This is a genomic window from Acidilutibacter cellobiosedens (assembly GCF_004103715.1).
Classification (GTDB): domain Bacteria; phylum Bacillota; class Clostridia; order Tissierellales; family Acidilutibacteraceae; genus Acidilutibacter; species Acidilutibacter cellobiosedens.
This window is the reverse complement of record NZ_CP035282.1, coordinates 1,543,161-1,569,200: the sequence shown is the minus strand read 5'-3', so window position 1 is coordinate 1,569,200 and position 26,040 is coordinate 1,543,161. Positions and strand designations below refer to the sequence as shown.

27 protein-coding genes and 1 pseudogene are annotated in these 26,040 nt (G+C 32.8%); all 28 read right to left on the bottom strand.

What is annotated here, in order from left to right:
- Positions 1-2: 2 nt before the first annotated feature.
- Complete coding sequence (locus EQM13_RS07465) at positions 3-707, bottom strand: lantibiotic protection ABC transporter ATP-binding protein (RefSeq protein WP_128752352.1); 705 nt, start codon at positions 705-707, stop codon at positions 3-5.
- Between the two features lie 230 nt (positions 708-937).
- Positions 938-1,498, bottom strand: a pseudogene (locus EQM13_RS07460) (transposase); the annotation flags it as partial.
- A gap of 93 nt (positions 1,499-1,591) precedes the next feature.
- Positions 1,592-1,849 (bottom strand): UPF0175 family protein, encoded by a 258-nt coding sequence (locus EQM13_RS07450; protein ID WP_114219529.1) that lies wholly within the window; start codon positions 1,847-1,849, stop codon positions 1,592-1,594.
- A 176-nt stretch (positions 1,850-2,025) separates the two neighbouring features.
- Positions 2,026-3,735: an acyl-CoA dehydrogenase family protein gene (locus tag EQM13_RS07445; protein ID WP_128752351.1), complete on the bottom strand. Its 1,710-nt coding sequence runs from the start codon at positions 3,733-3,735 to the stop codon at positions 2,026-2,028.
- Positions 3,736-3,888: 153 nt separating this feature from the next.
- Entirely contained in the window at positions 3,889-4,197 is a 309-nt protein-coding gene (locus EQM13_RS07440) for a PTS lactose/cellobiose transporter subunit IIA (protein ID WP_206172925.1), read from the bottom strand.
- Positions 4,198-4,243: 46 nt separating this feature from the next.
- On the bottom strand, positions 4,244-5,203 hold the full coding sequence (locus tag EQM13_RS07435; protein ID WP_071141192.1) for a N(4)-(beta-N-acetylglucosaminyl)-L-asparaginase: 960 nt from the start codon (positions 5,201-5,203) through the stop codon (positions 4,244-4,246).
- A gap of 26 nt (positions 5,204-5,229) precedes the next feature.
- On the bottom strand, positions 5,230-6,354 hold the full coding sequence (locus tag EQM13_RS07430) for a Sapep family Mn(2+)-dependent dipeptidase (protein WP_128752350.1): 1,125 nt from the start codon (positions 6,352-6,354) through the stop codon (positions 5,230-5,232).
- A 33-nt stretch (positions 6,355-6,387) separates the two neighbouring features.
- Positions 6,388-7,725, bottom strand: a complete 1,338-nt coding sequence (locus tag EQM13_RS07425) for a PTS sugar transporter subunit IIC (RefSeq protein WP_071141190.1) — start codon at positions 7,723-7,725, stop codon at positions 6,388-6,390.
- 2 nt (positions 7,726-7,727) lie between these two features.
- Positions 7,728-8,060 (bottom strand): PTS sugar transporter subunit IIB, encoded by a 333-nt coding sequence (locus tag EQM13_RS07420; protein ID WP_071141189.1) that lies wholly within the window; start codon positions 8,058-8,060, stop codon positions 7,728-7,730.
- A gap of 87 nt (positions 8,061-8,147) precedes the next feature.
- Entirely contained in the window at positions 8,148-8,609 is a 462-nt protein-coding gene (locus EQM13_RS07415) for a PTS sugar transporter subunit IIA (RefSeq protein WP_071141188.1), read from the bottom strand.
- 11 nt (positions 8,610-8,620) lie between these two features.
- The gene (locus tag EQM13_RS07410) at positions 8,621-10,417 is read right to left on the bottom strand and encodes a BglG family transcription antiterminator (protein ID WP_128752349.1); all 1,797 of its coding nucleotides are present in this window, start codon (positions 10,415-10,417) and stop codon (positions 8,621-8,623) included.
- Positions 10,418-10,642: 225 nt separating this feature from the next.
- The gene (locus tag EQM13_RS07405) at positions 10,643-10,918 is read right to left on the bottom strand and encodes a hypothetical protein (protein WP_406565241.1); all 276 of its coding nucleotides are present in this window, start codon (positions 10,916-10,918) and stop codon (positions 10,643-10,645) included.
- A gap of 31 nt (positions 10,919-10,949) precedes the next feature.
- The gene (locus tag EQM13_RS07400) at positions 10,950-11,471 is read right to left on the bottom strand and encodes a GNAT family N-acetyltransferase (protein ID WP_206172923.1); all 522 of its coding nucleotides are present in this window, start codon (positions 11,469-11,471) and stop codon (positions 10,950-10,952) included.
- Positions 11,446-12,957, bottom strand: a complete 1,512-nt coding sequence (gene hemZ, locus EQM13_RS07395) for a coproporphyrinogen dehydrogenase HemZ (RefSeq protein ID WP_128752346.1) — start codon at positions 12,955-12,957, stop codon at positions 11,446-11,448. The genes EQM13_RS07400 and hemZ overlap by 26 nt, the downstream gene beginning before the upstream one ends.
- 5 nt (positions 12,958-12,962) lie before the next feature.
- A complete protein-coding gene (locus EQM13_RS18210) occupies positions 12,963-13,124 on the bottom strand; it encodes a hypothetical protein (RefSeq protein ID WP_159429072.1) in 162 nt (53 codons plus the stop codon).
- A 60-nt stretch (positions 13,125-13,184) separates the two neighbouring features.
- The gene (locus EQM13_RS07390; RefSeq protein WP_128752345.1) at positions 13,185-13,805 is read right to left on the bottom strand and encodes an MBL fold metallo-hydrolase; all 621 of its coding nucleotides are present in this window, start codon (positions 13,803-13,805) and stop codon (positions 13,185-13,187) included.
- An 11-nt stretch (positions 13,806-13,816) separates the two neighbouring features.
- Positions 13,817-14,266 carry a D-aminoacyl-tRNA deacylase gene (gene dtd, locus EQM13_RS07385; protein WP_071141182.1) on the bottom strand — a complete coding sequence of 150 codons (450 nt, stop codon included), beginning with the start codon at positions 14,264-14,266 and terminating at the stop codon, positions 13,817-13,819.
- A gap of 14 nt (positions 14,267-14,280) precedes the next feature.
- A complete protein-coding gene (locus tag EQM13_RS07380; protein WP_128752344.1) occupies positions 14,281-16,437 on the bottom strand; it encodes a RelA/SpoT family protein in 2,157 nt (718 codons plus the stop codon).
- A gap of 4 nt (positions 16,438-16,441) precedes the next feature.
- Positions 16,442-18,934 (bottom strand): single-stranded-DNA-specific exonuclease RecJ, encoded by a 2,493-nt coding sequence (gene recJ / locus EQM13_RS07375; RefSeq protein WP_128752343.1) that lies wholly within the window; start codon positions 18,932-18,934, stop codon positions 16,442-16,444.
- Between the two features lie 4 nt (positions 18,935-18,938).
- Positions 18,939-19,259 (bottom strand): LapA family protein, encoded by a 321-nt coding sequence (locus EQM13_RS07370; RefSeq protein WP_114219515.1) that lies wholly within the window; start codon positions 19,257-19,259, stop codon positions 18,939-18,941.
- A 137-nt stretch (positions 19,260-19,396) separates the two neighbouring features.
- Positions 19,397-19,639 (bottom strand): helix-turn-helix domain-containing protein, encoded by a 243-nt coding sequence (locus EQM13_RS07365; RefSeq protein ID WP_071141178.1) that lies wholly within the window; start codon positions 19,637-19,639, stop codon positions 19,397-19,399.
- A 13-nt stretch (positions 19,640-19,652) separates the two neighbouring features.
- Positions 19,653-19,799, bottom strand: coding sequence for a YvrJ family protein (locus tag EQM13_RS07360; protein WP_114219514.1), 147 nt, complete (start codon positions 19,797-19,799; stop codon positions 19,653-19,655).
- A 1-nt stretch (position 19,800) separates the two neighbouring features.
- Positions 19,801-20,337, bottom strand: a complete 537-nt coding sequence (locus tag EQM13_RS07355; RefSeq protein ID WP_114219513.1) for a sigma factor-like helix-turn-helix DNA-binding protein — start codon at positions 20,335-20,337, stop codon at positions 19,801-19,803.
- 439 nt (positions 20,338-20,776) lie between these two features.
- A complete protein-coding gene (gene scfB, locus EQM13_RS07350) occupies positions 20,777-22,132 on the bottom strand; it encodes a thioether cross-link-forming SCIFF peptide maturase (protein ID WP_128752342.1) in 1,356 nt (451 codons plus the stop codon).
- Positions 22,133-22,191: 59 nt separating this feature from the next.
- The gene (gene scfA / locus EQM13_RS07345; RefSeq protein WP_071141175.1) at positions 22,192-22,332 is read right to left on the bottom strand and encodes a six-cysteine ranthipeptide SCIFF; all 141 of its coding nucleotides are present in this window, start codon (positions 22,330-22,332) and stop codon (positions 22,192-22,194) included.
- Positions 22,333-22,471: 139 nt separating this feature from the next.
- Entirely contained in the window at positions 22,472-23,167 is a 696-nt protein-coding gene (locus tag EQM13_RS07340; RefSeq protein ID WP_128752341.1) for a hypothetical protein, read from the bottom strand.
- Between the two features lie 424 nt (positions 23,168-23,591).
- Positions 23,592-24,824 carry an MFS transporter gene (locus EQM13_RS07335; RefSeq protein ID WP_161567192.1) on the bottom strand — a complete coding sequence of 411 codons (1,233 nt, stop codon included), beginning with the start codon at positions 24,822-24,824 and terminating at the stop codon, positions 23,592-23,594.
- A 19-nt stretch (positions 24,825-24,843) separates the two neighbouring features.
- Positions 24,844-25,998 carry a lanthionine synthetase C family protein gene (locus EQM13_RS07330; protein WP_161567191.1) on the bottom strand — a complete coding sequence of 385 codons (1,155 nt, stop codon included), beginning with the start codon at positions 25,996-25,998 and terminating at the stop codon, positions 24,844-24,846.
- Positions 25,999-26,040: the final 42 nt, after the last annotated feature.

Below are 26,040 nucleotides of genomic sequence, written 5' to 3'. Positions count from 1 at the left end.
CATTAGTTTTCACCTCTGTTTCTTTCTACAATTTCCATGAATAATTTCTCAAGATTGCCCTTATCTTTTATCTCTCCGCTATATCCGATAACACCGTTTGATATAATCCCTATTTCATCAGCCACCTGTGCCACCTCCGATAAAATATGACTGGATAAGATGACTGTAATTCCTTGAGATGAAAAAGACTTAATCAATTCCCTTAGTTCTTCAATTCCAATGGGGTCCAATCCATTAGTAGGCTCATCAAGAATAATAAGCTTGGGATTATTGATAATTGCCATACCGAGGCCCAATCTCTGTTTCATTCCCATGGAAAAATTTCTTACTTTCTTTTTGCCGGTCTGATTAAGCCCTATAATATCAAGTACTTCCTCTGCTCTTTTTGGGGGAAGTCCATAAAGAGTACAAGCAATTTTTAAATTTTCCATTGCCGTTAAATTTGAGTAAATCGCAGGGCTTTCAATTAATGCTCCGATATCTTTTAAGTCTTTCCTCGTCCACAGATGATTTTCAAATAGTATTTCCCCAAATGTGGGTTTCATAATCCCCGTAATCATCTTTAATATAGTGGACTTCCCTGCTCCGTTTGGTCCCAGTAGCCCAAATACCGAATTCTTTTTTATAGATAAAGAAACATTATTCACTGCTATTTGGTCTTTAAATTTTTTAGTCAATCTTTTTGTTTCCAATATATATTCCGTCACACCGACTACCTCCTAATCTTCTTTTATATCCTTATGATTAAAATATAAATGATAATTATAAGGATTTTATAAGGAAATTAGGATTTTCCAAAAAAAGACAGAGGAAAAGACATGGGGACGTTTCGGGACCAGTGAAAAAGTAGCTTTTTCCACTAATAATTATTCTAATTCAAACAAAATTTATAATACTGACTAAAAATTTTAATGTTTAAGGTAAATATACAAAATTTAGAGGCAGCTATTGCTGCTATCCTCTTTATATTTACCGCTATTGCTGCTAATTTCGATTGCATGGACACACTTAATAGACCATATCCTCTTGCACGATATAGTCCGTGAAATCTTTTGAGTTCTGCATTTTTGCCTTCTATGGAAGCCCTTTTTTTATATTTTTCCAAGTATTCTTCCGTCTTTTGATATTGTGATATTTCATAGAATTCTATAGTATTTAATCCTATCTGTAGTATCTTCCTTGCACTTTTTTTTGCACACTCATCATGTTTTGGGCATCTTTTACATTGTTCCGGTTCAAAATAATATTTATATCCTTCTCTGTCCGGCCTTGATTTCCCCTTTATTTTATAATATTTCTTTTTTACGGTTATATTGCCTTCTCTACACTCCCACTCGTCTGAGTCTTTATTGTATGAAAATTCGCTTTCATCAATTCTATATACCGATTCACTTACAGGTATGTAAGCTTTAGCTTTAATTTCCTCAATACTATTTAAAATTGGTTTCCTAAAATATGCCTTGTCCCCATAAACCTCCTCTATTTTCATTCCGGATTTTAAGGAACATATATACTTCCATAAATCTCCTTTAAAAGATTCAATTTGTTTATCTTATACAAGGATATCAACGGAGTAGAATTTACTACAACTTTACGCATTTTTCATATCCTCCGAAATTTCATCTTCTGATTCAAATCTGAATATTGATATATGCTGCTTTGAAAGATACTCTATAAAATCCTCTTTGTTCATTTCGGCAAGTTCGGCACATTGCCCTAAAGACAGCCTCTGTTCCTGATAATATTTCACTGCCAATGCTCTTTTCATTTCAACAACAATATCTTCACTGCTTTGCCTTAATGTCAATACTATTTCCTGCGGAAGATTTACAACTGTACTTATATTCATACATTTTCACTTCCTTTTTTTCTTTTATTCTATATATTGATTATACCATATTATATCCATTTTATAAAAAATTTCTAAGGAAGCTTTCTTTAAAATCCATTTATTGAAAGTATATATCAAGGAAAGCTTAACTTTCCTATGGGTTATAAAAGAAAGAAGGCAATATTCTTTTATACTTATTTATTCAGCATTTCTGTAAGAGCAGGAACGATTTCGTATAAATCACCGACAATGCCGTAATCCGCGTTTTTAAAAATAGGAGCGTTGGGATCAATATTAATCGCGACGATTGTCCCTGCATCTTGAATCCCGCGAAGATGTTGAATCTGGCCCGATATACCTATCGCAATATATAAGGAACCATGGAATTTCTGACCTGATATGCCGACGAATCTATCAAGAGGGAGCCATTTTCTTTCTTCGGCAAAAGGTCTTGAACATCCTATGACCGCGTTCATGGCTTTAGTCAAATTAGTTATTATAGGTAAATCTTTCTCGGATGACAGTCCCAATCCTATGCTGCACACTACGTCCGCACTTCCTATACTGTCGTATAAATCAACATCATCTCTTTTAGAAATCATATTGTCTTTCCCGACGGCTTTCAATAATTCGTGAACTTTTTCTTCCGCAGTTCCATTTTGAATTAATATGCCCTTACGGTTTCCCGTCAATGGTTTAGAAGGCTTTGGGGTAACCGAAACCGAATCATCTTTATTCGGAGTTTTTTCGGCGGAAGTTTTAGGTTTGCCCAAAATATCATTGGAAATGATTAACCTCTGTATTTCATTAGTCCCTTCATATATTGTACAAATCTTTGCATCCCTGTACATACGCTCCACGGCAAAGCCCTTTATATATCCGGAGCCGCCGAAAATCTGAACCGCATCATTTACTACTTCAAGGCAAATATCCGATGCATACTGTTTTGCCATTGCGGCTTCCGTACCATAAGATTCACGATTCTGCTTTCTTTCCGCAGCGCTGTATACCATAAAACGTGCTGCACGAATTTTAGTCGCCATGTCCGCAAGTTTAAATGCAATTGCCTGCTGTCTGCAAATAGGCTTCCCAAACTGAACTCTTTCTTTCGAATAATTCAGAGCTTTCTCATAAGCTCCTTGAGCAATGCCCAAGGCTTGGGAAGCAATCCCTATACGTCCTCCTTCCAAAGTCTTCATGGCAATTTTAAATCCCTGGCCTTCCTCGCCCAACAAATTTTCCTTAGGTACCCTTACATTGTTGAAAATCAGTTCAGCTGTAGCAGAAGATCGGATACCCATTTTATTATAATGAACGCCAAAGGTAAATCCGTCCCAACCTTTTTCTACAATAAATGCGCTGATCCCCTTAGTTTTCATTTCCGGAGCAGTAGAAGCAAAGACAATATATGTGTCTGCATAGTCCGCATTTGTAATAAATACTTTAGAACCGTTCAATATATAATAATCGCCATTCAAGACAGCCGTTGTTTCAGTTTCCCCGGCATCGCTGCCTGCATTTGTTTCCGTCAGCCCGAAAGCACCTATTTTTTCTCCAGAGGCTAAAGGTTTCAAATACTTTTTCTTTTGAACTTCCGTTCCAAATTCCATAATAGGCCAGGAACCTAATGATACATGGGCGGATAAAATTACTCCCATACCCGCATCTATACGGGACAATTCTTCTACAGCCAAAATATAACTCAAAAAATCTTCACCGGCTCCTCCGTATTCTTTCGGATAAGGAAGGCCCATTACAGACATTTTACCTAATTCTTTAACAATGTCCTCTGGAAAAGCATTATCTGTATCGAGCTGAAAAGCAATAGGTTCGATTTTTTCTTCCGCAAATTTACGAATTTTATTCTTTAAATTCTCTTGTCTTGGTGTTAATTTAAAATCCATAAAGTCATCCCCTCTACATAATCATTATAATATCTACTCTTGTTATGTCTCTTATACCCCTTATCTTTTTAAGTTAATCTGTACTTATCATATTCAGCTCTTTAAGATAAAAAATCACCTTGTACGTAACCTAATCGCAAGGTGATCTCGTGTTTAAATTTTATTAGAATATTTTTTATGAACCAATAACATTTCATTTGTAATATCCCTTAACAGTTCAGTTGACATCATTTGATCTTCAGCATGCATCAGCAGGAGAGATATATCAATGGGCTTGCCCTGGGTTTCCTGATTTAATAATTTTATATGTATCTCGTGCGCCTTTAATAAGGATTCATCTGCATTTTCAATAAATTTTTCTGCTTCTTTAAATTTTTCTTCCCTTGCTGCTTTTAAAGCCTCAAATAAAAATGATTTTGCATCTCCGACATTACTTATTATTTGAAAATTTAATAATTCCATACCTTCCATAAATTCCACCGTCTTTCTATATCCTATTATTATATTTTTATTTTAATTTTAAAGGAGCTGTCCTTTTTTTCATATAGTTATCCATCCATTCTTCGGTTGCAACTTCATAAATTGTTTTATTATCCTTAACTGAACATACATAAGCAGTCAGCGACAATTTTTCGGTAGCTACCACAAAAGAAAATCCTTCAGCATTAGTCGCTGCACCAAATTCTCCTCTATTATTAATACATACCACAGAAATATCTCCAGATTTTTTTCTTCTGTCGACAAGTATATTATTAAGTTTAAATACAGCCTTATCTGCAGCCTCTTGAGGACTGCAGCCTTCCCCCATCAGCCTCACAATTTCATAAGAAATACAGCCTTTCATTATATCTTCTCCTAATCCTGTAGCCACTGCTCCTCCTATTTCACTGTCCACATAAAAACCTGAACCTACCAAGGGGGAATCCCCCAATCTTCCTCTTTTTTTCATGAACAAACCACTTGTAGATGTTCCGCAGGCCATAGAATCATTTAAATCCAGAGAAACAATTCCTACAGTATCATGTCCCTTATAGGGAGTTAACCTTTTGTCTGCTGTTTCTTTCAATCTGTTCTTATAATGAATAATAGCTCTGTCAGTAAGCATGTTCTTTCTTTCAAAGCCATTTTTATCGGCATACTCTTCTGCCCCTTGCCCTATCAGAAAACAGTTAAATTCTTCTTTACTTAATTTTTTGGCTATACTTATGGGATTTTTAAAATTCTTAATTCCGCCTACCGCACCAATAGACAAAGTGTCACCGTTCATAAAAGCGGCATCCAATTCTACTTCCCCATTTTCATTAGGAAGGCCGCCGTATCCAACGGATTTATAATATGGAAAATCCTCTACCATCTTTATGGCTGTTTCAACAGCATCTCCTGAATTTCCTCTATTCACCAGCAATTCCGCTGCCTTTTCAATGCCTTCCAAGGCCATTCTCCATGTACCTATAATTGCCCAACTCATATTTTACCCTCCCTTTTTATCTGTTTTTATTTTGCCAAATTATAAATTGCCTGAGCAAATATCTTTCCGTTTAATACTATATCACTTATATCCATATATTCATTGGGATTGTGAGAAATTCCCTTTTGTCCAGGAAAAGAAGGTCCGAAAGGAACTATATTGGGCATTATCTTTGCATAAGTTCCTCCCGTTGTCGTAACGGGAGTCCCATCTAAATCAGTAATATCCTCATAGGCCTTTTGCAGGGATTTAACCAAAAAAGAATCTTTGTCAAATTTAACGGGATTATAATTCACCAAAAGATTTAATTTTATATTTTTATTCAACTTTGACTTTATCCTTTTCAATATTTCATCAATACTGACTCCCGCCGGATAGCTCAAACTAAGCTTAAATAATAACTTAGATGGTTTTATTCCGATATTATAGTTTCTCATCTCCATGGTTCCAAATTCTCCATCACTAAAATCAATACCCAGCCTATCCCCATTATTCTTGCCGGATAAAATATAACCGTTTAAAAAGTCAAAAAATTTCCCGACGATCTTCTCGTAATTCTCATCGTTATAATCCGCCTCAAATTGAACATTTGCTCTTCCTCTTTCTCCATAGACAACGGGATATTTGCAATCCGGAGTAAAACCCATTATAGGCGGCTTTTCTTTTTTCAGATAATATGGAATATCCTTAAAGCCGCTTTCCTCATCGGTACCAAATATTATCCTCACCGGTTTATTAATTTTCAATCCCGATTCTTTAATGGCATATAATGCATAAAGAGCTGATATAATCGGGCCTTTATTGTCCAAAACACCTCTGCCGTATATTTTCCCGTTTTCAATATGTCCGCTGAAAGGCGGAAACTTCCATCCTTCCCCTACATCTACCACATCCAAATGTCCTAAAATCCCTATATAATCTTCGCCTTCACCATATTGAGCGTATCCGATACAATTATTCAAATTCTTCGTTCTGAACCCCAAATTTTCAGCTATCTCTAATGCCCTTATCAATGCATTCCTTATATTTTCTCCAAAAGGGGCATCTGTTTTTGCTTCTCCTTTAATACTTGGTATATTGATAACTTCTATGATGGATTTCAATAATTCTTCTTTGTATTCGTCAATCTTATTGTTCAAAATTTGTTCCATTATACAGCCTCCGTTAAAAATCACTTTATTCTCTTACATATCATCTAAGGATATGTCGTCAAAGGAAATATCCTCCGTTTTATCTTTTTTAGTTTGAGAATGTTCTTCTTTCAGATAATTCCTGTCTAATATCTTTACAAAGGGATAATATACCGCACATCCCAAGATTAACAATATAACTTGAAATACAGCCGCTTTTAAACTGCCGGTTGAAAGGTATCCCGAGAAACCTAAAGGTGTCGTCCATGATAATGCAACTCCATTTGTATAAGGTAAAAACCCGGTTTTAAATGCTACCCCCGACAAAACGGTATTCATCAAGGGTACCGCTATAAAGGGTATAGCCATTATAGGATTCAATACAATCGGCAGTCCAAATATAATGGGCTCATTGATGCCAAAGATTCCTGGTACAATCGATAACCTTCCCAACTTCTTAATTCTTTGCGATTTACAAACCGTCATCATAAGGATAACTAAAGAAAGAGTACTTCCTGAACCTCCGAATGTCTGAAATAAATCTACAAATTGCTGCGTATATATATGAGGCAGCGTCATCTTAGCTTCGAAAGCCGCAAGATTTTCTACCGACAGAATCCCGAATATTGGCGAAAAAACTGAGTTTGCAACTGAAGGACCATTTATTCCGAATAACCAAAAAACAGAACATGACACAATATAAATAATTTGTGCTTCCAAACTATCTACGGCTCCTGTTAGCGGAACCTGCAATATAGTGTATATGAAATTATGTACGGATTCATAGGGCGTAAACTCAAATAAAATTCTCACTAAAAAAAATACAAATATTACTACACCACTTGGTATTAAAGCTTTAAAAGAGTCAAAAACAGCAGGCGGTACTCCGTGAGGCATCTTTATTGTATGTCCCTTATCGTATGCCCATTTAAATATCCGAACAGATAAAATTGAGACAATCATCGCAAGAAATATTCCCTTTGGACCTGTATAAGAAAAATTTATAGCCTTTAAGGATGCCAAACCATTATCGGAAATTGTTGTAGGCATTAATATTATAAATGACACGAGCGAAACCATTGCACTTTGTATTTTATCCGCTCCTATTTCTCCGGCATAGGAATATCCTATACCAACTGCCGTTAATAATGATATAATATCAAAAGTTGCCCGCGCAATATCAGAAAAATGAGATTCCCATCCTTTTCCGAAAACTCCTGCCCAAAATTCTGACCAGCCGGGTATCGGAAAGTTTGCTATTAACAAAAATACAGAGCCGACAACAATTAACGGGGTTGAGATTAAAAACCCCTTATGTATGGCAACTAAAATTTTATTTTTTCCTAACTTGTCCGCGACAGGCATTAAAACTTTTCCCAGTTTGTCAAACATTATTATTTTCCTTTCTCCTTATATTCTCTCATTAACAGTATTGATTTCTTTAAAATCTTTTCTCCATCCATCATCCCATAATCTGCGGAATCAATAACTCCAATGGGAACGTCATAATTCTTTAACCTGTTTTTAGTATCTTCAAGTAAATGCCTGACCTGAGGACCTAACAATACACAATCGGGATTTTCTTCATCCATTATCTTTTCTAAAATTTTAATTGAGTATGCTTTTACTTCCAAGGGTAAATTATGCTCGCTTCCGATATCCTGCATCTTTTGGGCAAGCATACTTGTACTCATCCCTTGGTCACAAAACAAATATATTTTTTTCATTATTGTTAACCTCCATATTTATAAATTTTATATCTTTCTAACTTTTAATAGATTTCCCGAAGCTTATTTGACTGCCATATTTTAATTTCAATTTGTTTTTGTGATACTACAAATGAATTCAATTATTTCCTTTTTTGTATTTAATTTTAAGAGCTTCTTCACTAATTTTGTATCTCCCAATGCCGAAAATATTTTTCCTATCTTTTTTAGGTTGTTTTCCATTTCGGTATTTTCAGGTATAACAAACATGATAACTAATTTAACCAAATTACCGTCTTTATCCCAAGCAAAGGCAGTATCTGTTTTGGCAATGGCCATTGCCGGCTTTATTACATATTCAGACCACCCATGAGGAATTGCCAAGTAATCTCCGGCATATGTAAAACCCCTGCTTTCCCTTTCATATATATCTTTTATAAAACCTTCCTTTTCAGAAACCGCTTTTGAATTCACTAAAAGATCCGATAGCTTATTGATAACTTCTTCTTTAGAATTCAGTTTAATATTTAAAAGAATATTATCTTCACTGATTAAATTTTCATCTTCCATTATCTTCTCTCCTATAACCGTTTCCTTATCAACAGCCTTACAGCCTTTGACAGATAAATATAATCAGAATAATTTATAAAGATTATGTGCTTTTCCGCTCTATTTTTCTCAGGTAAATATTCTCTGATTGAATTTTTTCTGTCACCTGTAAGACATACATAAGTATTGTCTTCTATATGAATTAAATTTTCCTCAATGAAGAACTTCTTAGGTCTCTTTATATCATTCTTTTCACCAATAGTTTCTATTGAAATTTCCTTCATATCATCCTTCAAAAACGATTTCCTTTTATTTCTCAATATACTTTCTATATAATTTTTTATATTTTCTCTGTCTATTTCATTTAAAAATGCAGACACCATTAGGTAAGACTGGTTTATATCAAAATCCACCGTAGAAACTATTAAATCTACTTTACTCAAATCAATCTTATTAATTGAATTGGATGAAACTATCCCTGATATTTCAATATTGTTAAAGGCATTTTTCAGTCGCGTAGCCAATAATTGACTTGTCCCGTATCCGCTGTGACAGATTACTACCGTTTTTATTTTCACAGCCTCGGCAATTTTTTCATCTTCGGATATAAAATAGGATAAAATATATGCCACTTCATCATCATTTATCATATTAAATCCATACTTTTTACAGATTAAGAAACAAGCAATTTTCACCACAAAAAAATCTTCTTTAAATTCCTTTAAAAAATCTTTTAGCAATGGATTTTTAATCTGGATATTATATCTTATTCTATTTAACATAGATCTTATATGTAATGATAAATTATTGTATAACCCAATTCTTAAATTATAGTTCACCTCTGACATCTGCGATATAATATCTATCAGGTCTTTGGTAAAATGAATGTATGACGGATCCGATCCTCTAATGTCTTTTTTATTATCATCAAAACTTAGCCCTATTGATATTAAATATTTATAGATATAGGCTACTTCTTCCTTGTTAATTTTGATATCAAATTTCTTTTCTATTTCTTTAATCAAATAAACAGCGCTATTATATAGTTCATTGCTTATTGATAGCATAGAATCCTTATTACCTGTTTTATCATCAATATAATTCCCATCAATTATTCTCTTTGTCATGATCACTAAATGGCTTAACAAATTCGTATAATAAGGTTCATATACCACCAATTTCAATTTATTTTCCAATTCGTTTAACAAATTTTCAAAAAATGAAATGGATTTGACATTTAAAATACCGCTGATTTCATTAATATTAAGTTCTTTATGACGGATGTTCTGATATTCCGTAATATAATCAGGATTGATTTTTCCGTACTCTTGAATCGTAAATACCCAGGCTTTTCTGATATTTATTTCACTGCCTAATATCCTTGTTCCTTTTAATGTCCTTGAAAGTTCTAAATTATATTTATCCAAGCTTTTCCGGATCTCATTTAAATCATTATTAATAGACGTCCTGCTTACCATATATTTATCGGAAAGTTTTTGAATTGTAGTGTATTCATTTGTATTGATGAGCAAATTCAATAAAATTTCAGTTCTTCTATGTTCCAAATCCTTATTCCCATCAAAAGCTTTTGCATCATTCAATATAATGTTCAGCCTTTCCAGCTGAGACGGAGTATAATACAGCATTATGCCGGAACCTTGTTTCCTCTCTATGTAGACTCCGATAGGATTAATAATATTTTCAACTTCGTCAAGATCCTTTGAAATTGTTTTTACCGATATGTTAAACGCATCGGAAAAATACTTTAACGGCTGATAACCATCCTGAACTATTAATTTTTTTAATAAATCTGCCTGCCGTTTATTCATAATTATACAAACCCTTTCTTAATTAAAATTATACATATATATCTCTTATAAATCCATACCATATATCTTCCTTAATGATAAGTAATTTATGTTCAGGAATCAAAAAAAATATGTATCTGTTCTTATAAGTACATCAGTAATTAATTTATTGAGGTTAAACAAAAAATTTTGTATAAGTATAAATATCTTGGTAAAATAAAAGCAATTGGAAAAAACGGAACATGATTATCGGTGGCACGGTATGACTGCATTTATGTACTTAACGCTTGAATTTATCATTTCAAAATCTATGGTTCTGTACTCCAACACAAAAATTAAATCATTAAGTTTTGTATAAAGCTGGGAAAAAATTTCTTTAAATTCAATAATTCCTTTCCCTACTTCCAAATGAAGGTCATTTTCCCCGTCATTATCATGTATATGAATTCCGATAATAAAGTCAATAAAATCCTCCAAATTTTTTCTGACTCCCAGTTGGTAATGACCGATATCAAAGAGTATTTTTCATTTTGCACCCTTCCCTTGAATATATTCAAAATCTGATATCATTTATATCTTTCCAGCCGTATAATAATTCGTTAAGTTGTACATATCCTACTTTTGAAACTTTTTTACCCATTATTTTTCCTCCGAATTTTTCATAAAATTTTCTTGAGGGATTATCTTCAAAAGCCCACAACTTTAACGAATTAATACCGTTTTCTTTTAATTTCTTCACAACAGATTTTACCAATTCTTTTCCAATGCCTATTCTCTGATAAGGTTCTAAAATATATAAAGTATAGAGAGTTCCTTGATATTGTTTATCTTCTTTATCTATATCAGCCGATGCAAAGCCTACAATTTTTTCTTCTTCATTTTCCGCAACATACATAAATTCTGTTGACTCCTTATTTTCAAATAATCTTTTCTTCCAGTTTCTTTCTCTGTTATCACAGCTTAGATTATCCAAATATTCATCAGACATAATTCCCTTATATGCAGTCCTCCATGAATCCACATGAACTCTTGCTATCTGTTTAATATCACTAATCAATGCCTTTCGTATTTTCAATTTTATTCTCTCCCAAAAATACCTTTGATTTTCTCTCTATCATCTCATCAATTCTTGTGAGATATTCTCTTAAATCCTTCACATTGGGAACTCTTTCAAGTTTGTTATCTTCGGGATAATATATCTTGGAAACCGCCCCTGCTCCCGCACCTATAATGGTCTCTTTTTCTTCCATAATAGCTATGTTATATATACATTCCGTGCCTTCCTTGGCATATCCCGTATTTTCAAAATTCCCCAGCATCTGTTTTTGTCTGTATAAATAATAAGGCTTAATATTCATTTCTTTCGCATATTCTTGTGAAATTTCAATCATCTTTTCTATTTTCTCCCGATTTGTCTTCTTAAAATAGTCTTGGTGTTCTATAAACTTAGAGCCTTTTTTTATCGCAAGAGTATGAACTGTTAAATTTTCGGGATTCAGTTTTTTTATTTCATCAAGGGTGTGAATAACATCATTAATTTCTTCTTTGGGAAGCCCCACAATCAAATCCATATTTATTACGTCAAAACCAATTTCCCTTGCCAAATAATAAACTTTCTTTATATCTTCGGAACTGTGATTTCTTCCTAAAGCCCTTAAAGTTCTGTCATTCATGGTCTGAGGATTTATGCTTATTCTGTCTATTCTGTTTTTCTTTAACATCGACAGCATGTCCCTGTCCATGGTGTCCGGTCTTCCGGCTTCTACCGTTATTTCATCGATATTATCCTTATTAAATGTTTTATATATACATTGGATGACTTCGTCCAAATTTTTTATGGGTATAGCAGTGGGAGTACCGCCTCCTATATATACTGTGCTGATACTTCTGTTTTTCATGATTTCACCGATACTTTCTATTTCATGAATCAATTTTCGAGTATATTCATCTACATAACATCTGTTTGATTCGATGGCATTGGACGGAAAAGAACAATAATAGCACCTGCCGGGACAAAAAGGTATACTTATATAAAGGCTAAAATCATCCTTTTTAATATTACCGATATATTTTCTCTGTCTTTCGGCAACACGAATAATCAATTCCGCTTTTTCTTTGTCTATTTTATATCCATTTACAAGAACATTAAATATTTCATCTTGAGCTGCTTCTTTATTCATTAAATCATGAACAATTTTTACGGGCCTTACTCCCGTAAGTATTCCCCAGGGAATTTTGATTCCCGTAAAATCCGTTAAAGACTCATATAAATTTATCTTTATCCCATTTTTAATCTTCTTATTTAGACTTTTCCGTCCAATGTTAAGATTTTGAATGGACTTATCTTTAACATTTGTTGTCAAAATACCGTCTTTGTATATTTTTGTTTCAACTGTCCAATCGTTTGATTTCCCCGTCAATAAATTTTCTATAAATATTTCTTTATCTTTATATTCTTCATCCTCATCTAAAAAGATTATATCTTCTCCAAAAAAAAATTCCCTTATAAGCTCATACATTTCATATCTGTAATCATGACCTTTAAGCCGTATATAAACCATTTTCCTCACTCTTCTCTATCTGCGTCCTTCATCAGGCTGTCCACATATTTTATTGGTATATCAAAATCCCTGGCAATTTCTTCTTCACTCAATCCCATCTCATAAAGTTCCTCTATATCATGCAAATCGATATTTTTATGGTTTAATTTGATTCTTTTCTTTTTCATTATCCACACCTCCCATACTTTTATATATATTAAGTTTCCCAGGGAGATAGGATAGTATACTTAATTAATAAAGGGATTATATTTTTTTTCTTCTCCGATAGTGGAGTATCTGTCATGCCCCGGATAAACCACAGTTTCGTCAGGATATATAATGAGCTTTTCTTTAACCGAATTTACTATATCTTCAAAGGAACCTCCGGGAAAATCCGTCCTTCCTACGGAGTGATAAAACAATGTATCTCCCGTAAACAAGCTGTTTCCGCATTTAACGCTTATTCCTCCGGGAGTATGCCCCGGAGTGTGAATTATCTCAAACTTTAAATTTCCCACCTTGATTTCTTCTCCGCCTTTTAATAACATATCAGCTTCCAGATTCACATTCTTTTTATTAATTACATTTGACAGGCTTTTATCTCCGTCCTTAAGCATATCCTTATCCAATCCATGAATAAGTACAGGAGCATTGGTAAACTGTTTAACCTCAGATAATGCTCCTATATGGTCTCCATGACCGTGAGTAATTATTATATACTTTATATTTAAGCCTAATTTCTTTATTTTATCTATTATAATATCTCCTTCGGCACCCGGATCTATGACTATCCCTTCATTTGTATCTTCCGAATATACAATATAACAATTTGCCGCATAAACCCCCACAACAGTCCTTTCAATTTTCAAGTTTATCCCTCCTAAAAAATTTTTTTGCTATCTAAAAGAATGGTAACAGGTCCGTCATTTATAAGGCTGACTTTCATTTCCGCTCCGAAAATTCCCTTTTCCGTCTTTATACCTTTATCAACAGACATCTTTATAAACTCTTCGTAAAATTTCTCTGCAATTTTCGGTTCGGCAGAATCGGTGAAGCTTGGTCTCTTGCCCTTCCTTACATCTCCGTAAAGAGTAAACTGAGAAACTATTAATAACTCTCCTCCCGCATCAATAAGGGAAAGATTCATTTTCCCATTTTCATCCTGAAATATTCTTAATCCCCATATCTTTTCGGATAGATACTTTAAATCCTTTTCGTCATCTTCCTTTCCGACACCCAAAAATACCAACAACCCTCCGCCGATTTTTCCTACCATCCGACCTTCTACCTGCACTTCTGCCGAAGATACCCTCTGAACTACTGCCCGCATATATTCACCCTCTCCTAACTCGTCACCCTATATACATCAATGACTCCTTTTATCTTTTTTATTTTTTTCATCAAATCTCTAAGTTCTACAATATCTTTTATCCCTAAGGTTATATTAATCAAAGCAACTTTTTCTTTGTTTGTCCTTGCATTTAGAGATATTACCGTTAAATTGGAATCCGTCATCTTTTGAGTTACTTCTGCAAGAAATCCTGTTCTGTCCGAAGCTTTTATTTGAATTTCAGCTTTATAAGAAGCCTTTTTCTGAGTATCCCATTCAACTTCAATGAATCTTTCATCTTTTCTTAATTCTTTTATATTGGGACAATCTGCCCTGTGGACCGATACGCCTCTTCCTCTTGTGATATATCCGACTATTTCATCACCCGGCACAGGATTGCAGCATCTCGAAAAACGCACCTTTATATTATCCAGTCCTTTGACTATTACTCCCTGAGCCAGAGGATGGTCCTTTTTAACAGTAGACCCGATATTCTTCCCTATATTATCTTTTTCATCTTTGCTGATATAATATTTCTTATAAAATTCTTTAAGTTTAGTCATTATTTGTGAAAGGGTAACACTTCCGTATCCCAGTCCCGCATAAAGAGCATCTGTCGAACTTAACGATAATTTACTCGCAATAGATTTGAGCCAATCTTCTTTTATCATATCAGCAGGTTTATATCCCTGCCTTTTGACTTCTCTTTCAAGTATCTCTTTTCCTCTATTTAAATTCAAATCTTTTTCTTCTTTTTTAAACCACTGTCTTATCTTGCTCTTAGCTTGACTGCTTTTAACAATTTTCAGCCAGTCTCTGCTCGGCCCCGTATTATTGGAAGTAATGATACTAACTATATTCCCATTTTTCAATTTATAATCAAGGGGAACTATCCTTCCGTCCACCTTTGCACCTACACAGCTGTTGCCCACATCCGTATGGACTCTGTAAGCAAAATCTACGGGAGTAGAACCATTGGGAAGATCTATAACGTCACCTTTCGGTGTGAATACAAAAACCTCGTCGGTAAAAAAGTCAATCTTCAACGATTCCATAAATTCTTTGGGATCTTTCAGATCCTTCTGCCATTCAAGAAGCTGCCTCAGCCAAGTAAGTTTATCATCAAAATTATCAGATTTTGTAGTCCCTTCTTTGTATTTCCAATGAGCTGCGATACCGTATTCGGCAGTCCTATGCATTTCCCAAGTTCTTATTTGAACTTCAAAGATTTCTCCCTTAGGTCCAATAACCGTAGTATGGAGAGACTGATACATATTAGGTTTTGGCATAGCAATATAATCCTTAAACCTTCCCGGAATAGGCTTCCATAAAGTATGAACCATGCCCAATACTCCATAACAGTCTTTAACGGAATCCACAATTACTCTTATAGCAGTTAAATCAAATATCTGCTCAAAGCTCTTATTCTGATACACCATCTTTCTGTATATACTATAAAAATTTTTAGGCCTTCCGCTTATTTCACAATGTATATCCATTTCATCCAATTTTTTTTGCAAGGTAGTAATAATATCCTGAATATACGCCTCTCTTTCCTTTCTCTGCTTTGAAACCTTATCCACAAGGTCGTAATACCCTTCAGGATCAAGATATCTCAGGGATAAATCCTCCAATTCCCATTTAATTTTTGAAATACCAAGTCTATGAGCCAAAGGTGCATATATCTCCAATGTTTCCAGTGCTTTTTCCTTCTTTTTTTCATCGCTCATATATTCAAGAGTACGCATATTATGAAGTCTGTCTGCAAGTTTTATAATTATAACTCTGATATCCTTGGCCATAGCCATAACCATTTTTCTCAAATTCTCTGCTTGATTTTCCTGTTTGGTTTTATAATTCAACTTTCTTAACTTTGTCACTCCATCGACTAAATTAGCCACTTCTTCTCCAAATTCAGATACAATAGTCTCATAAGTAATATTTGTATCCTCCAATATATCATGGAATAATCCCGCTATAATCGTAGGAGTATCCATATTCATATCAGCCAATATCATCGCAACATTAAAAGGATGGACAAAATACCTTTCTCCGGAATTTCTAAGCTGTCCCTCATGAGCTGTTTCAGCAAAATTATAAGCCTTTATTATTTGCTTCATATCTGCCTGAGGATTATATTGTTCTATTTTTAAAATTAAATTTTCTATCATAATTTCACCTACTCGTCATTTCTTGATTTTTTGTCCATTGAGAATACAACTTCTGTAAATATCTAACCTTAGGAATATTCATTATATCTATCTTTTCTTTTCGTCTATTCAAAAGTTTAATATTATAATTACCGTTATTCTCAATATAATCAATTAAATTACAATCTTTAAATATATCCAATATTAAATCAAGTTTTGGTTTTGTGAATCCGGAACTTAATTTTTTGCTCAAAGAATGAACATAGGGATTTGTTTCAATCATTAAAAAATTACTCTTTGCAGAAAATAAATTTCTATATACTATACGCATATCTTCTAAAGAAGGAACTATATAATTTAATACTTTTTTATTTAATTCAATATCCTCTTCTTTTCCCAAGAATTCAACAGAATAATCATTGCTGTCATCTAAAAATTTGAATAATTCATCCTTATTAAAATTAAAATCATATAATATAATCTTATTATATCTATTTTTATCAATTAATTCTAAATTGGGTAGAAAAACAACGGAATTTTCTTTCTCTCCTTCATCACATTCAAAGTTCAAACAAATTCTTCTGATGAAATTTCTTCCCTGGGTTTGAATTCTGTTAGACACTCTGACTAAATTAAAATAATTATTTATTAAGATAAGAACTCCCTTTTCTTTATCCAAGATATCAAAGATATAATCAAATCTGTTCTCCTTACTGTGAGAAATACTTATATTATTTTCATTTTCATCATTATATTTGTGTCCGCTATTTAATTTCCTTTTAAAATAATAATAATATTTATTCCTATATTCATAATTACCCACTATATCCTTTATAAATATCTGAGGGCTTAATATATTCATATATTCGTTTATGCCGAGGAAACCTACAATGTTTATTTCATCTTTGGGATTTAATATATTAGCATACTCTCCTAAATCAAATCCTATACAATTCACTTTTTTCCCATCTTTCGTAATGGACATTTTAATATGCTTTCTATATTTGCCTACAGTCCTTAAATCCTCTATCTTGCCGTTTTTCAATATGAATTGAGGAGTAGGATTATCAATACCGAAGGGTTCCAACTTCTTTATATCCTCTATAGTTTCCAATTCTATATCCTGAGAAGAAATTGCGCAGTCTATATCTATTTCTTTAATTAAATCCTCCTTACTCAATACCTTATCAGCAATCTTATTGATTCCCTTTCTGAATTTTAAAATGTTATTTTTATTGATTGAAATACCCGCCGCCATCTTATGCCCGCCATATTTCTCCAAAAGGCCTTCGCATGATTTTAAACCCTCATATATATTGAAAGCAGGAATACTTCTGGCAGAGCCTCTTGCCGTATCTCCTTCCACCGCGAATAATATAACAGGTCTATAGTATTTTTCCAAAAGCTTCGAAGCAACTATCCCTATAACTCCCGAATGCCATTTATCGGACTGCAGCACTATTACCTTTTCGGAATCCAAATCTATTTCTTCGGCTATTAATTTTTCGGCTTCTTTTAGTATATCATTCTCTATACTTTGTCTCTTTGAATTTTCTTCGCTTAATTCTTTTGCAATAGATAACGCCGAATCATAATCCTCAGAAAGGAAAAGTTCCACTCCCTTCCTCGCTGTCCCCAATCTTCCCGCTGCATTTAATCTCGGTCCCATAACAAACCCAATATGGTAAGAATCAATATCTCTTCCCTTAAGTCCCGAAACTTCTATTAATGCTTTAATTCCTATATTAGTTGTATTTTTTATCATATTGAGCCCATTTTTAACTATAATCCTATTTTCTCCTGTTAAAGATACTATATCAGCTACTGTTCCGAAAGCCACCAACGGAAGTATTTTTTCATAATCTACAGGAATATTCAATACAGAAGATAAAGCTTGTATTAGTTTGAATGTCACCCCTACTCCTGCCAGTTTCTTAAAGGGATAACCATCATCAGACCTGTTTGGATTAATTACCGCACTGCATTTTGGAATGATATCGCCGCATTGATGATGATCGGTAATTATTATATCCATATTCTTTTGCTTCAGATGCTCCACTTCTTCAATATTAGTTATTCCACAATCAACTGTTATTATCAAAGACGCTTTTTGAGAAGAGATATAATCCACCGCTCTTTTACTGATCCCATACCCTTCTTCAAGCCTGTTTGGAATATAATAAAAACAATCTCCGCCTATACCTTTGAGAAAAATTAAAAGTATGGATGTACTTGTAATTCCGTCTACATCATAATCCCCGTATATACATATCTTTTCTTTTTCATTAATTGCTTCAAGTATCCTTTCCGCTCCTTTATTTATATCCTTCAGCATAAACGGATCATACATATTGTTTAAATCGGTGTCAAGGAATTCTCTGCATTGAGAAGAGTTAGCAAAACCTCTGTTTACCAATAGCTTGGCAATCAACTTCGGAATATTTAATTCTTGTGAAATTTTATTAATTAATTTATCGTCGTATTGATGAATTTTATAAAGCCTATCGAATTCAATCACGAAATCACTCCTTGCCTATCTCTGTTACCTCTTTTTCTCTTTTCTTTGCCGATTCCAGTAAATTACTCAGTTCCTCTTTCTCATTCTGCAAAGCTTCCACCGTTTTGTTTGCTTCCTTTAAAGCCTTTTTCAACTTTATATTTTTTACAAAACCCAGTATAAACACAATTAAAGCGCCTGCCACAGTTGAAATAAAAATAATCAGGGCTTGAGATACCATCACTTTTCCAAATAAAAAATCAATTAGTACTTTATCCGCATTTTTCAATGCAAACACTGCAACCAAGGTTGCAAATATAAGTGAGAGTATAAATCCTTTTTGCATACATTTTTCCCCCTTTATACCACGATATATATATATTACATTTTTTTTACCCAAAATAAAAGCTTTTAATAAAAAAACCGATTTATTAAAAAAATTATCCTATTATAAAATTAAATTTACAATAGGATAATCTCTTTTTACTTCTCTTCATTTTTTATATCCAGGCAGGAAAGAATCTCATCCTTGCAGTTAAAATCAAATTTTTTAATACAATCTATTAATTTTATATTTAATTCCTGATATAAATCCTCATCAAAAACACCATCGATCATACTATTTTGATATAGCAAAGGTTTAAATATAAGAATTAATTTGTTCAAAGCATCTTTATTACCTGCTTTCGATAACTTGCAAAGTTCTACAAATTTTTCATCTTCCATAATACTCCTCCCTTTAATCTTTCTGAGTTGCAAACAATTCCATTATTTTTATAAGCATTTCGTTTAATTTATCAATTTTCTTTTCTATATTGAATAATAAAAAGCCCGCCACTGCAATAGGAAATCCAACATTAGCTACTATTTTACTGAATGTATCCACTTTAATCCCTCCCCAATTGAAATTTTATTCTGCTTATGGCTCTGTTTCTTGTCTTGTTCACGGACTGCCTTGTTATATTCAATTGAACTGCTATTTCCCATTCTTCCTTTTCCTGGACATAATACATGTACAAAATTTTCTTCTGTCTGTTGCTCAGCATATCAATAGCTGATAATAGTTTTTCATCCGAGATTATCTGTCTGAAATCAAAATTATCATAAATGTTGCATATCTCTTCTACATAATCTAAAGGTATATCCGGAATGTTATTGATTTTTTCTTCATTGAAATCTTCATCAGAAATGTTCAAAATAGGCAATTCCCTAAGGTTTAAGAGATTATATTTCTTTTTAAAATTTAAAGCGGTATAAGTAATTGATTTGTTTATATAACTTGTTAAATAAATTTTGAACAGATAATTAAAAAATTTTTCCTCTAATATTGGCAAAGATTTTCTATCGTTATTGGTTATTACCTTATTATATAAATCTCGGTTTTCATCCTTTTCATAGAAAAATTTCTCTGCCAGCTTATTCACTTATCCCCCCTCCTTTTTTTCTATCATCCCCATTCTTCCTCTACAATCTGCCCATAATTATAACAACATTTCCATTAAAACATTGAATATAAATATTTTAGTATGTAAGGACTACCCTCTTATTCTTTACTTATTATATAAAAACATTTTTATTCCGAATTTAGCAACCGTTTTTAAAAAAATTTTGTCCATATACCATTTTTTTGATTTTAATATTGTATTTTCTTTAGATGGATTAAAGTGTAATTATAATTCTTCACATGATGATATTCTATCTAAACTTTAGAATTCCTTCATCAAATTTGATTTGAATTCCCCCTACGCAAGCAATTACAAAGTGTAGCTCTGATTTATAGAAAAAATAAAGTTTTAGATTATATAATGTTATATAATCTAAAACTTTATTTTTCTCCGATAATTCCAATTCACATTTTTAATTCTACATATTAGCCAAAATTGATATGGCACATTCTATTCTCTTTTTTTCCATTTCACATCCTATTTTATAAGGTTTTTTAATATCCTTGTTGAAATTATAGGCATTGGCATGGCATCCTCCGCTGCAATAGTATCTTGCCCAGCAACCGCTGCATTCTTCTTTAGTCAATACATTGGCTTTTTTAAACTCATCCCTGATAGTTGTATTTTCGATTCCTGTAAACACATTCCCCATTTTAAAATCCTCATTTCCGACAAACTGATGGCAGGGATATAAATCTCCTTCGGGAGTGACCGCCATATATTCCGATCCCGCCCCGCAGCCTACGGTCCTCTTTATGATGCAGGGGCCTTGATTTAAATCAATCATGAAATGAAAAAACATAAAATCTTTATCCTTTTTCTTAATATCTATATATTCTTTTGAAAACTTCTCATATTCTCTTAATACTTCTTCCAAATCCTCTTCCATTAAAGCATAATCTTCCTTTGGAGAAGCTACCACAGGTTCCATGGACACCTTCTTAAATCCCAAGTTGTAATACTCCATTATATCTTCTGAAAAATCCTTATTATATTTAGTAAAAGTACCTCTTATATAATAATCCTTATCCTTTCTCTTCTCTACCATTTTCTTCATCTTAGGGACTATAATATCATAGCTTCCCTGGCCGTTAACCGTTTTTCTCATATAATCGTTAATTTTCTTTCTTCCGTCTAAGCTCAGTACTACATTGCTCATATTTTCATTAATAAAATCCATCTTATCTTCGTCAAGAAGCACTCCGTTTGTGGTAATTGTAAATCTAAAGTTTTTATTGTATTTCTTTTCCAATATCCTTCCGTAGGAAACAAGTTCCTTAACTACATCAAAATTCATCAAAGGTTCCCCCCCGAAGAAATCGACTTCCAAGTTTTTTCTTTTTCCGGAATTGATTGAAATAAACTCCAAAGCTTTCCTTCCCACCTTCAGAGGCATGAGAAGCCTTTCTCCTTTAAAATCTCCTTGAGAGGCAAAGCAATATTTGCATCTCAGATTGCAATCATGAGCTACATGAAGGCAGAGAGCCTTAACTACATTCTGCTCATTATATTTGATATTTCCCATGTCTATCTCATCAGAAAAAAGCATACCTTCCTTTTTCAATTCACTTATTTCTTCATAAGCTTCCTCTAAATCTCTTTTTGAATATTTAGATGAAAGTTTGTCCAATATTTCTTCTTTAGTATATTTTTCATAAAAATCCAACATATCATATACTATATCATCAACTACATGTACATCTCCGCTATTTATATCAAGAACAATATTCCTATCATTCAAAGAAAATTTATGGATTTTTTTATTATCCGACATCTTCATCCTCCTCAGTTAAAATAAATTAAAAAGCAGTGGAAAATCCACCACCTTTTAATTTACTTTCTTTCACACTTCTGATTTCCAACTGTACAGGAAGTCTTACATGCCGACTGGCATGAAGTCTGGCATTCTCCACATCCGCCCTTGGACAAGGTTTCTTTCAAATTTCTTGAGCCTATTGTTTTTATATGTTTCATATTATATTAACCTCCTTGAACTATCATTAATACTTTTTTGATTATATCATATATTCGGCTACAGTTAAAGACTATTTTAAAAGTTGTATTTTTAAGCCAGAGGTAGAAGCCAGAGGGACGGTTCTCATGGCTTGTTTTTTCAATCCATATTTTCTTCTTTCTTTAACTGGTAATATCCTAATATTGTAATAACCAAAGCACTTAGAGCATCTACTATAAGGTCTTCCATTGTATCGGAAAGAGCTTTTCGCCCTACAAGCCTTGTACCATCAGCCAACGCATATTTTTGCATATTAAGAGATAATAAGCCATCGGCGGAATACTCATAAATTTCCCATATAACACCCATTGTTAATGCAAAACAAAATGAAAATAATGCAATATAGAAAGGACTCAGATAATATTTTAGATGCCCTGTTTTTTTGATTATCCCTATCAGGACAAATCCCAGTGAGGCAAGCATTCCGGCACTGAATGCATGAAGTATAATATCCCAATAAGGTATTATATAGTAAAAATCCCTTACCTCCCCCAATACTATCGCTAAAAACAAAAATATAAAATATAGTATTTCCATACTGTCGGGTATATCTATCGATTTTTTTCTTTCTATGACTGAAGGAATAAACATGACAATTAATCCTAAAATACACTGCAGAAGCATTAATACGTAATCACTTCTAACTTTTACATACTCTTTTGAACTTTCGGACTCTGACGGAGAAACGATTATCCTAACAACAACATAGATTACACACACAATCAAAATAAGAAAAAGTAACATCCCTACTTTGTCTTTAAAATTTCTTTTCTTTTTTACAGAAAAATATCCCATGGTTTCCTCCGAGTTCATTTTAATTTATTTCACTGCCAATTGATGTAAAATATCTTTTATTATTTACATTATAACATTTTATACTATTTATTTATATAAGGAAGATAAGGATATTTGTTAAAAGAATTAAAAGTAAAACAAAGTATGTCAAGAAGAGGCAAATGTTGGAATAATGCAAAGGCAGAAAGTTTTTTTGGACATTATACCATTAAGGGGTCACTTCAAACCGTCCCTGCGATTCTTATGATTCTTCTGATGAGTTGATCTAAAAAGCCACGGGGACGGCAGACTGTGTGAAAAGTAATTAATGAAAAAATCAGCGTCCAATATATGGCAATATTTGTAATTTTTTATTCAATATATAGTATATATAATTTATCATACAATAGTTTTCACACGGTCTGACGTCCTCGCAGTTTTAATCTTATAATTGATCTTCAATTTCAGGTGGGTCATCAGATCTTTTTACTGTAATAAGACATACGACTCCGATAATAGCTGCATATATTCCTGCAAACATAAATATGTACATTACAGGCAATCTCTCTCCTACTATTCCCGCTATAAATGTACTAAGGGGAATTGAAATGACACTTAAACTGAAAACAATTCCTATTATCCTGCCTCTAAATTTCTGCTCGACTTCTCTGAGCATAAAAATATCAAAGTTTACCTCTGAAACAGTTCTAAACAATGATTGAAGGAAAAACATAATATATATTATAAACTTTGCCTTAAATAATGATGTCCCCAAAATAGACAGCCCCATTCCAATCCAACCGTAGGTTATAAGTTTCTTACTTTGAATGTGTTGGGTTAAGGTAGAAACTGTGGTTCCAACTAATATACCGGCAATTAAACTTATAGTTTCAATAATACTGTAGTCTATTGACCCTCCGTTAAATTTTTCGTCAATAAAGGCAGGTAATAAAGGCCCTATAAAGGACATAACGTTTATTAAAATTGCTGCAACAACTATTCTCTTAAATAAAACATTGGCTTTAAGTACTTCCCAGCCATTACGAATGTTTTCCAATAAATTATTATTTTTATTAATGTCAATTGAAATAGATTTTTGAGGAATATTAATAAATGCAATAATCACGCTGGCTATAAAAAATGTTATACTATCAATAACTATAGCTGTAAATCCACCCAAAAACTCAATAATAAACCCTACTGACAAAGTTCCAATAAAATTAAATATATTTGTTATGTAACTCAATGCCCCCGTTGCACTTTCGATATTTTCTTCACCTGAAATATCAGGTAAAATGGATCTGCTTGCCGGTCTTATAAAAGTTTGAGCTATATTGGATAATATAATTGCCGATAGTGCTACAGGTAATGATAATTTTTTATTAAACAAGTAAAATAAAGCAATAAAAAAGGTAATAATAAATCCAATAAAATTAGAAGATATTAAAATCTTTTTTCTATCATAGCTATCGGATAAAGCCCCTGCAATGGGTGAAAGTATGATAGATGAAATATGCCATGCAATTCCCACCATAGCACTCTGTAAAACTGACTTGGTAGAATCATATACAAGCAGAAGAATCAGAGTGTCAAAAAATATATCTCCAAAGCCTGATATTCCTTGGGATAATACAAAATATAAAAAATTTTTGTTTTTCAGTAACTTAAAATCCTTCATTTTTTGTGCCACTCCTTTTCTATTCTTTAAATACCTCATCTAAAACAAAATTAAAGTTATTATATTTTGTTTCGGCATTTAAAAGTCTGTTATAAAATAATGCTATTCCAGAAGAGCCTGTACCAAAGTCAGTACTTTTTCTAAACAATTGTTCACCAGGATAAGAAATACCATTATTTTCATTTATAGCAAATAAAGAAACTCCTGTTGCCACTTTATATGCTTCTTTAAGATACTCTTTATCTCCAATAAATTGATATGCATCAATTAAGGCATTTCCTAAACCAGATAAACCCATAAATAGTCCTGGAAAAGCAGCATATTTTCTTGAAACATCTTTGATCAAACTCTTAGCTAATATCAAATATTTATCATTTTTAGTCCCTTTCCAATATCTTAATACTGAAGTTAATACTCCTGCCGTACCTTCATCCCAATAGCTGGTTATTACCTTTTCAACGTTTCCAGCGACCCCTCTCTGCATACCTAAAATTCCTTCTTCACTTGTTTTTAAATAAGATATATCGAATTCAAGAGCTTTAGTACCTACTTCAAGATATTTATATTCTCCAGATATTATACTTAAATACAATAAAAACAATGATATCCCCGTTGCTCCTTCTCCATAGCCTAAATGAGTATCCCCATCTATGTGTTTCCAGCAATATTTATTATCATCAACTTTTATAGCTGATTCCATTAGTCTTTCTCCAATTTTCTTTGCCTTTTTTAACCACTCCACATCACTAGTCTTTAAATAAAATTTAAGACATGTCAATCCATAACCTGATGCTCCAAAGAATATTCCTGGAGAATCAAACATGAGTTTATGATTTTCACCTATATTCATAATTCTTTCAGTCTCTTCTTTTAATGACAGTTCCAGTAATACCCATGCAATACCGGATGTTCCTACATATAACCCAGAAGTATATTTACTTGAGTTTATATTATAATTTAACACTTTGAATAATAGTTTAGAAGGTATATCAACTCTTAATTTATTTAGAGAGTAAATTATACCCCATGCTCCATTAAATACATTTAAAGGGTTTGAATTGAATATACGTGGATCAGCAGGAAATATAGCATCTTTTCTGTCATAACGAATATTATTAATAATATACTGTATAATTTTTTTTATTTGATATTCAATTTCGCCCTGAGAAATCACCTTATTCTTACAATTAATTGCTTTTTCATCAAATTCAATTGT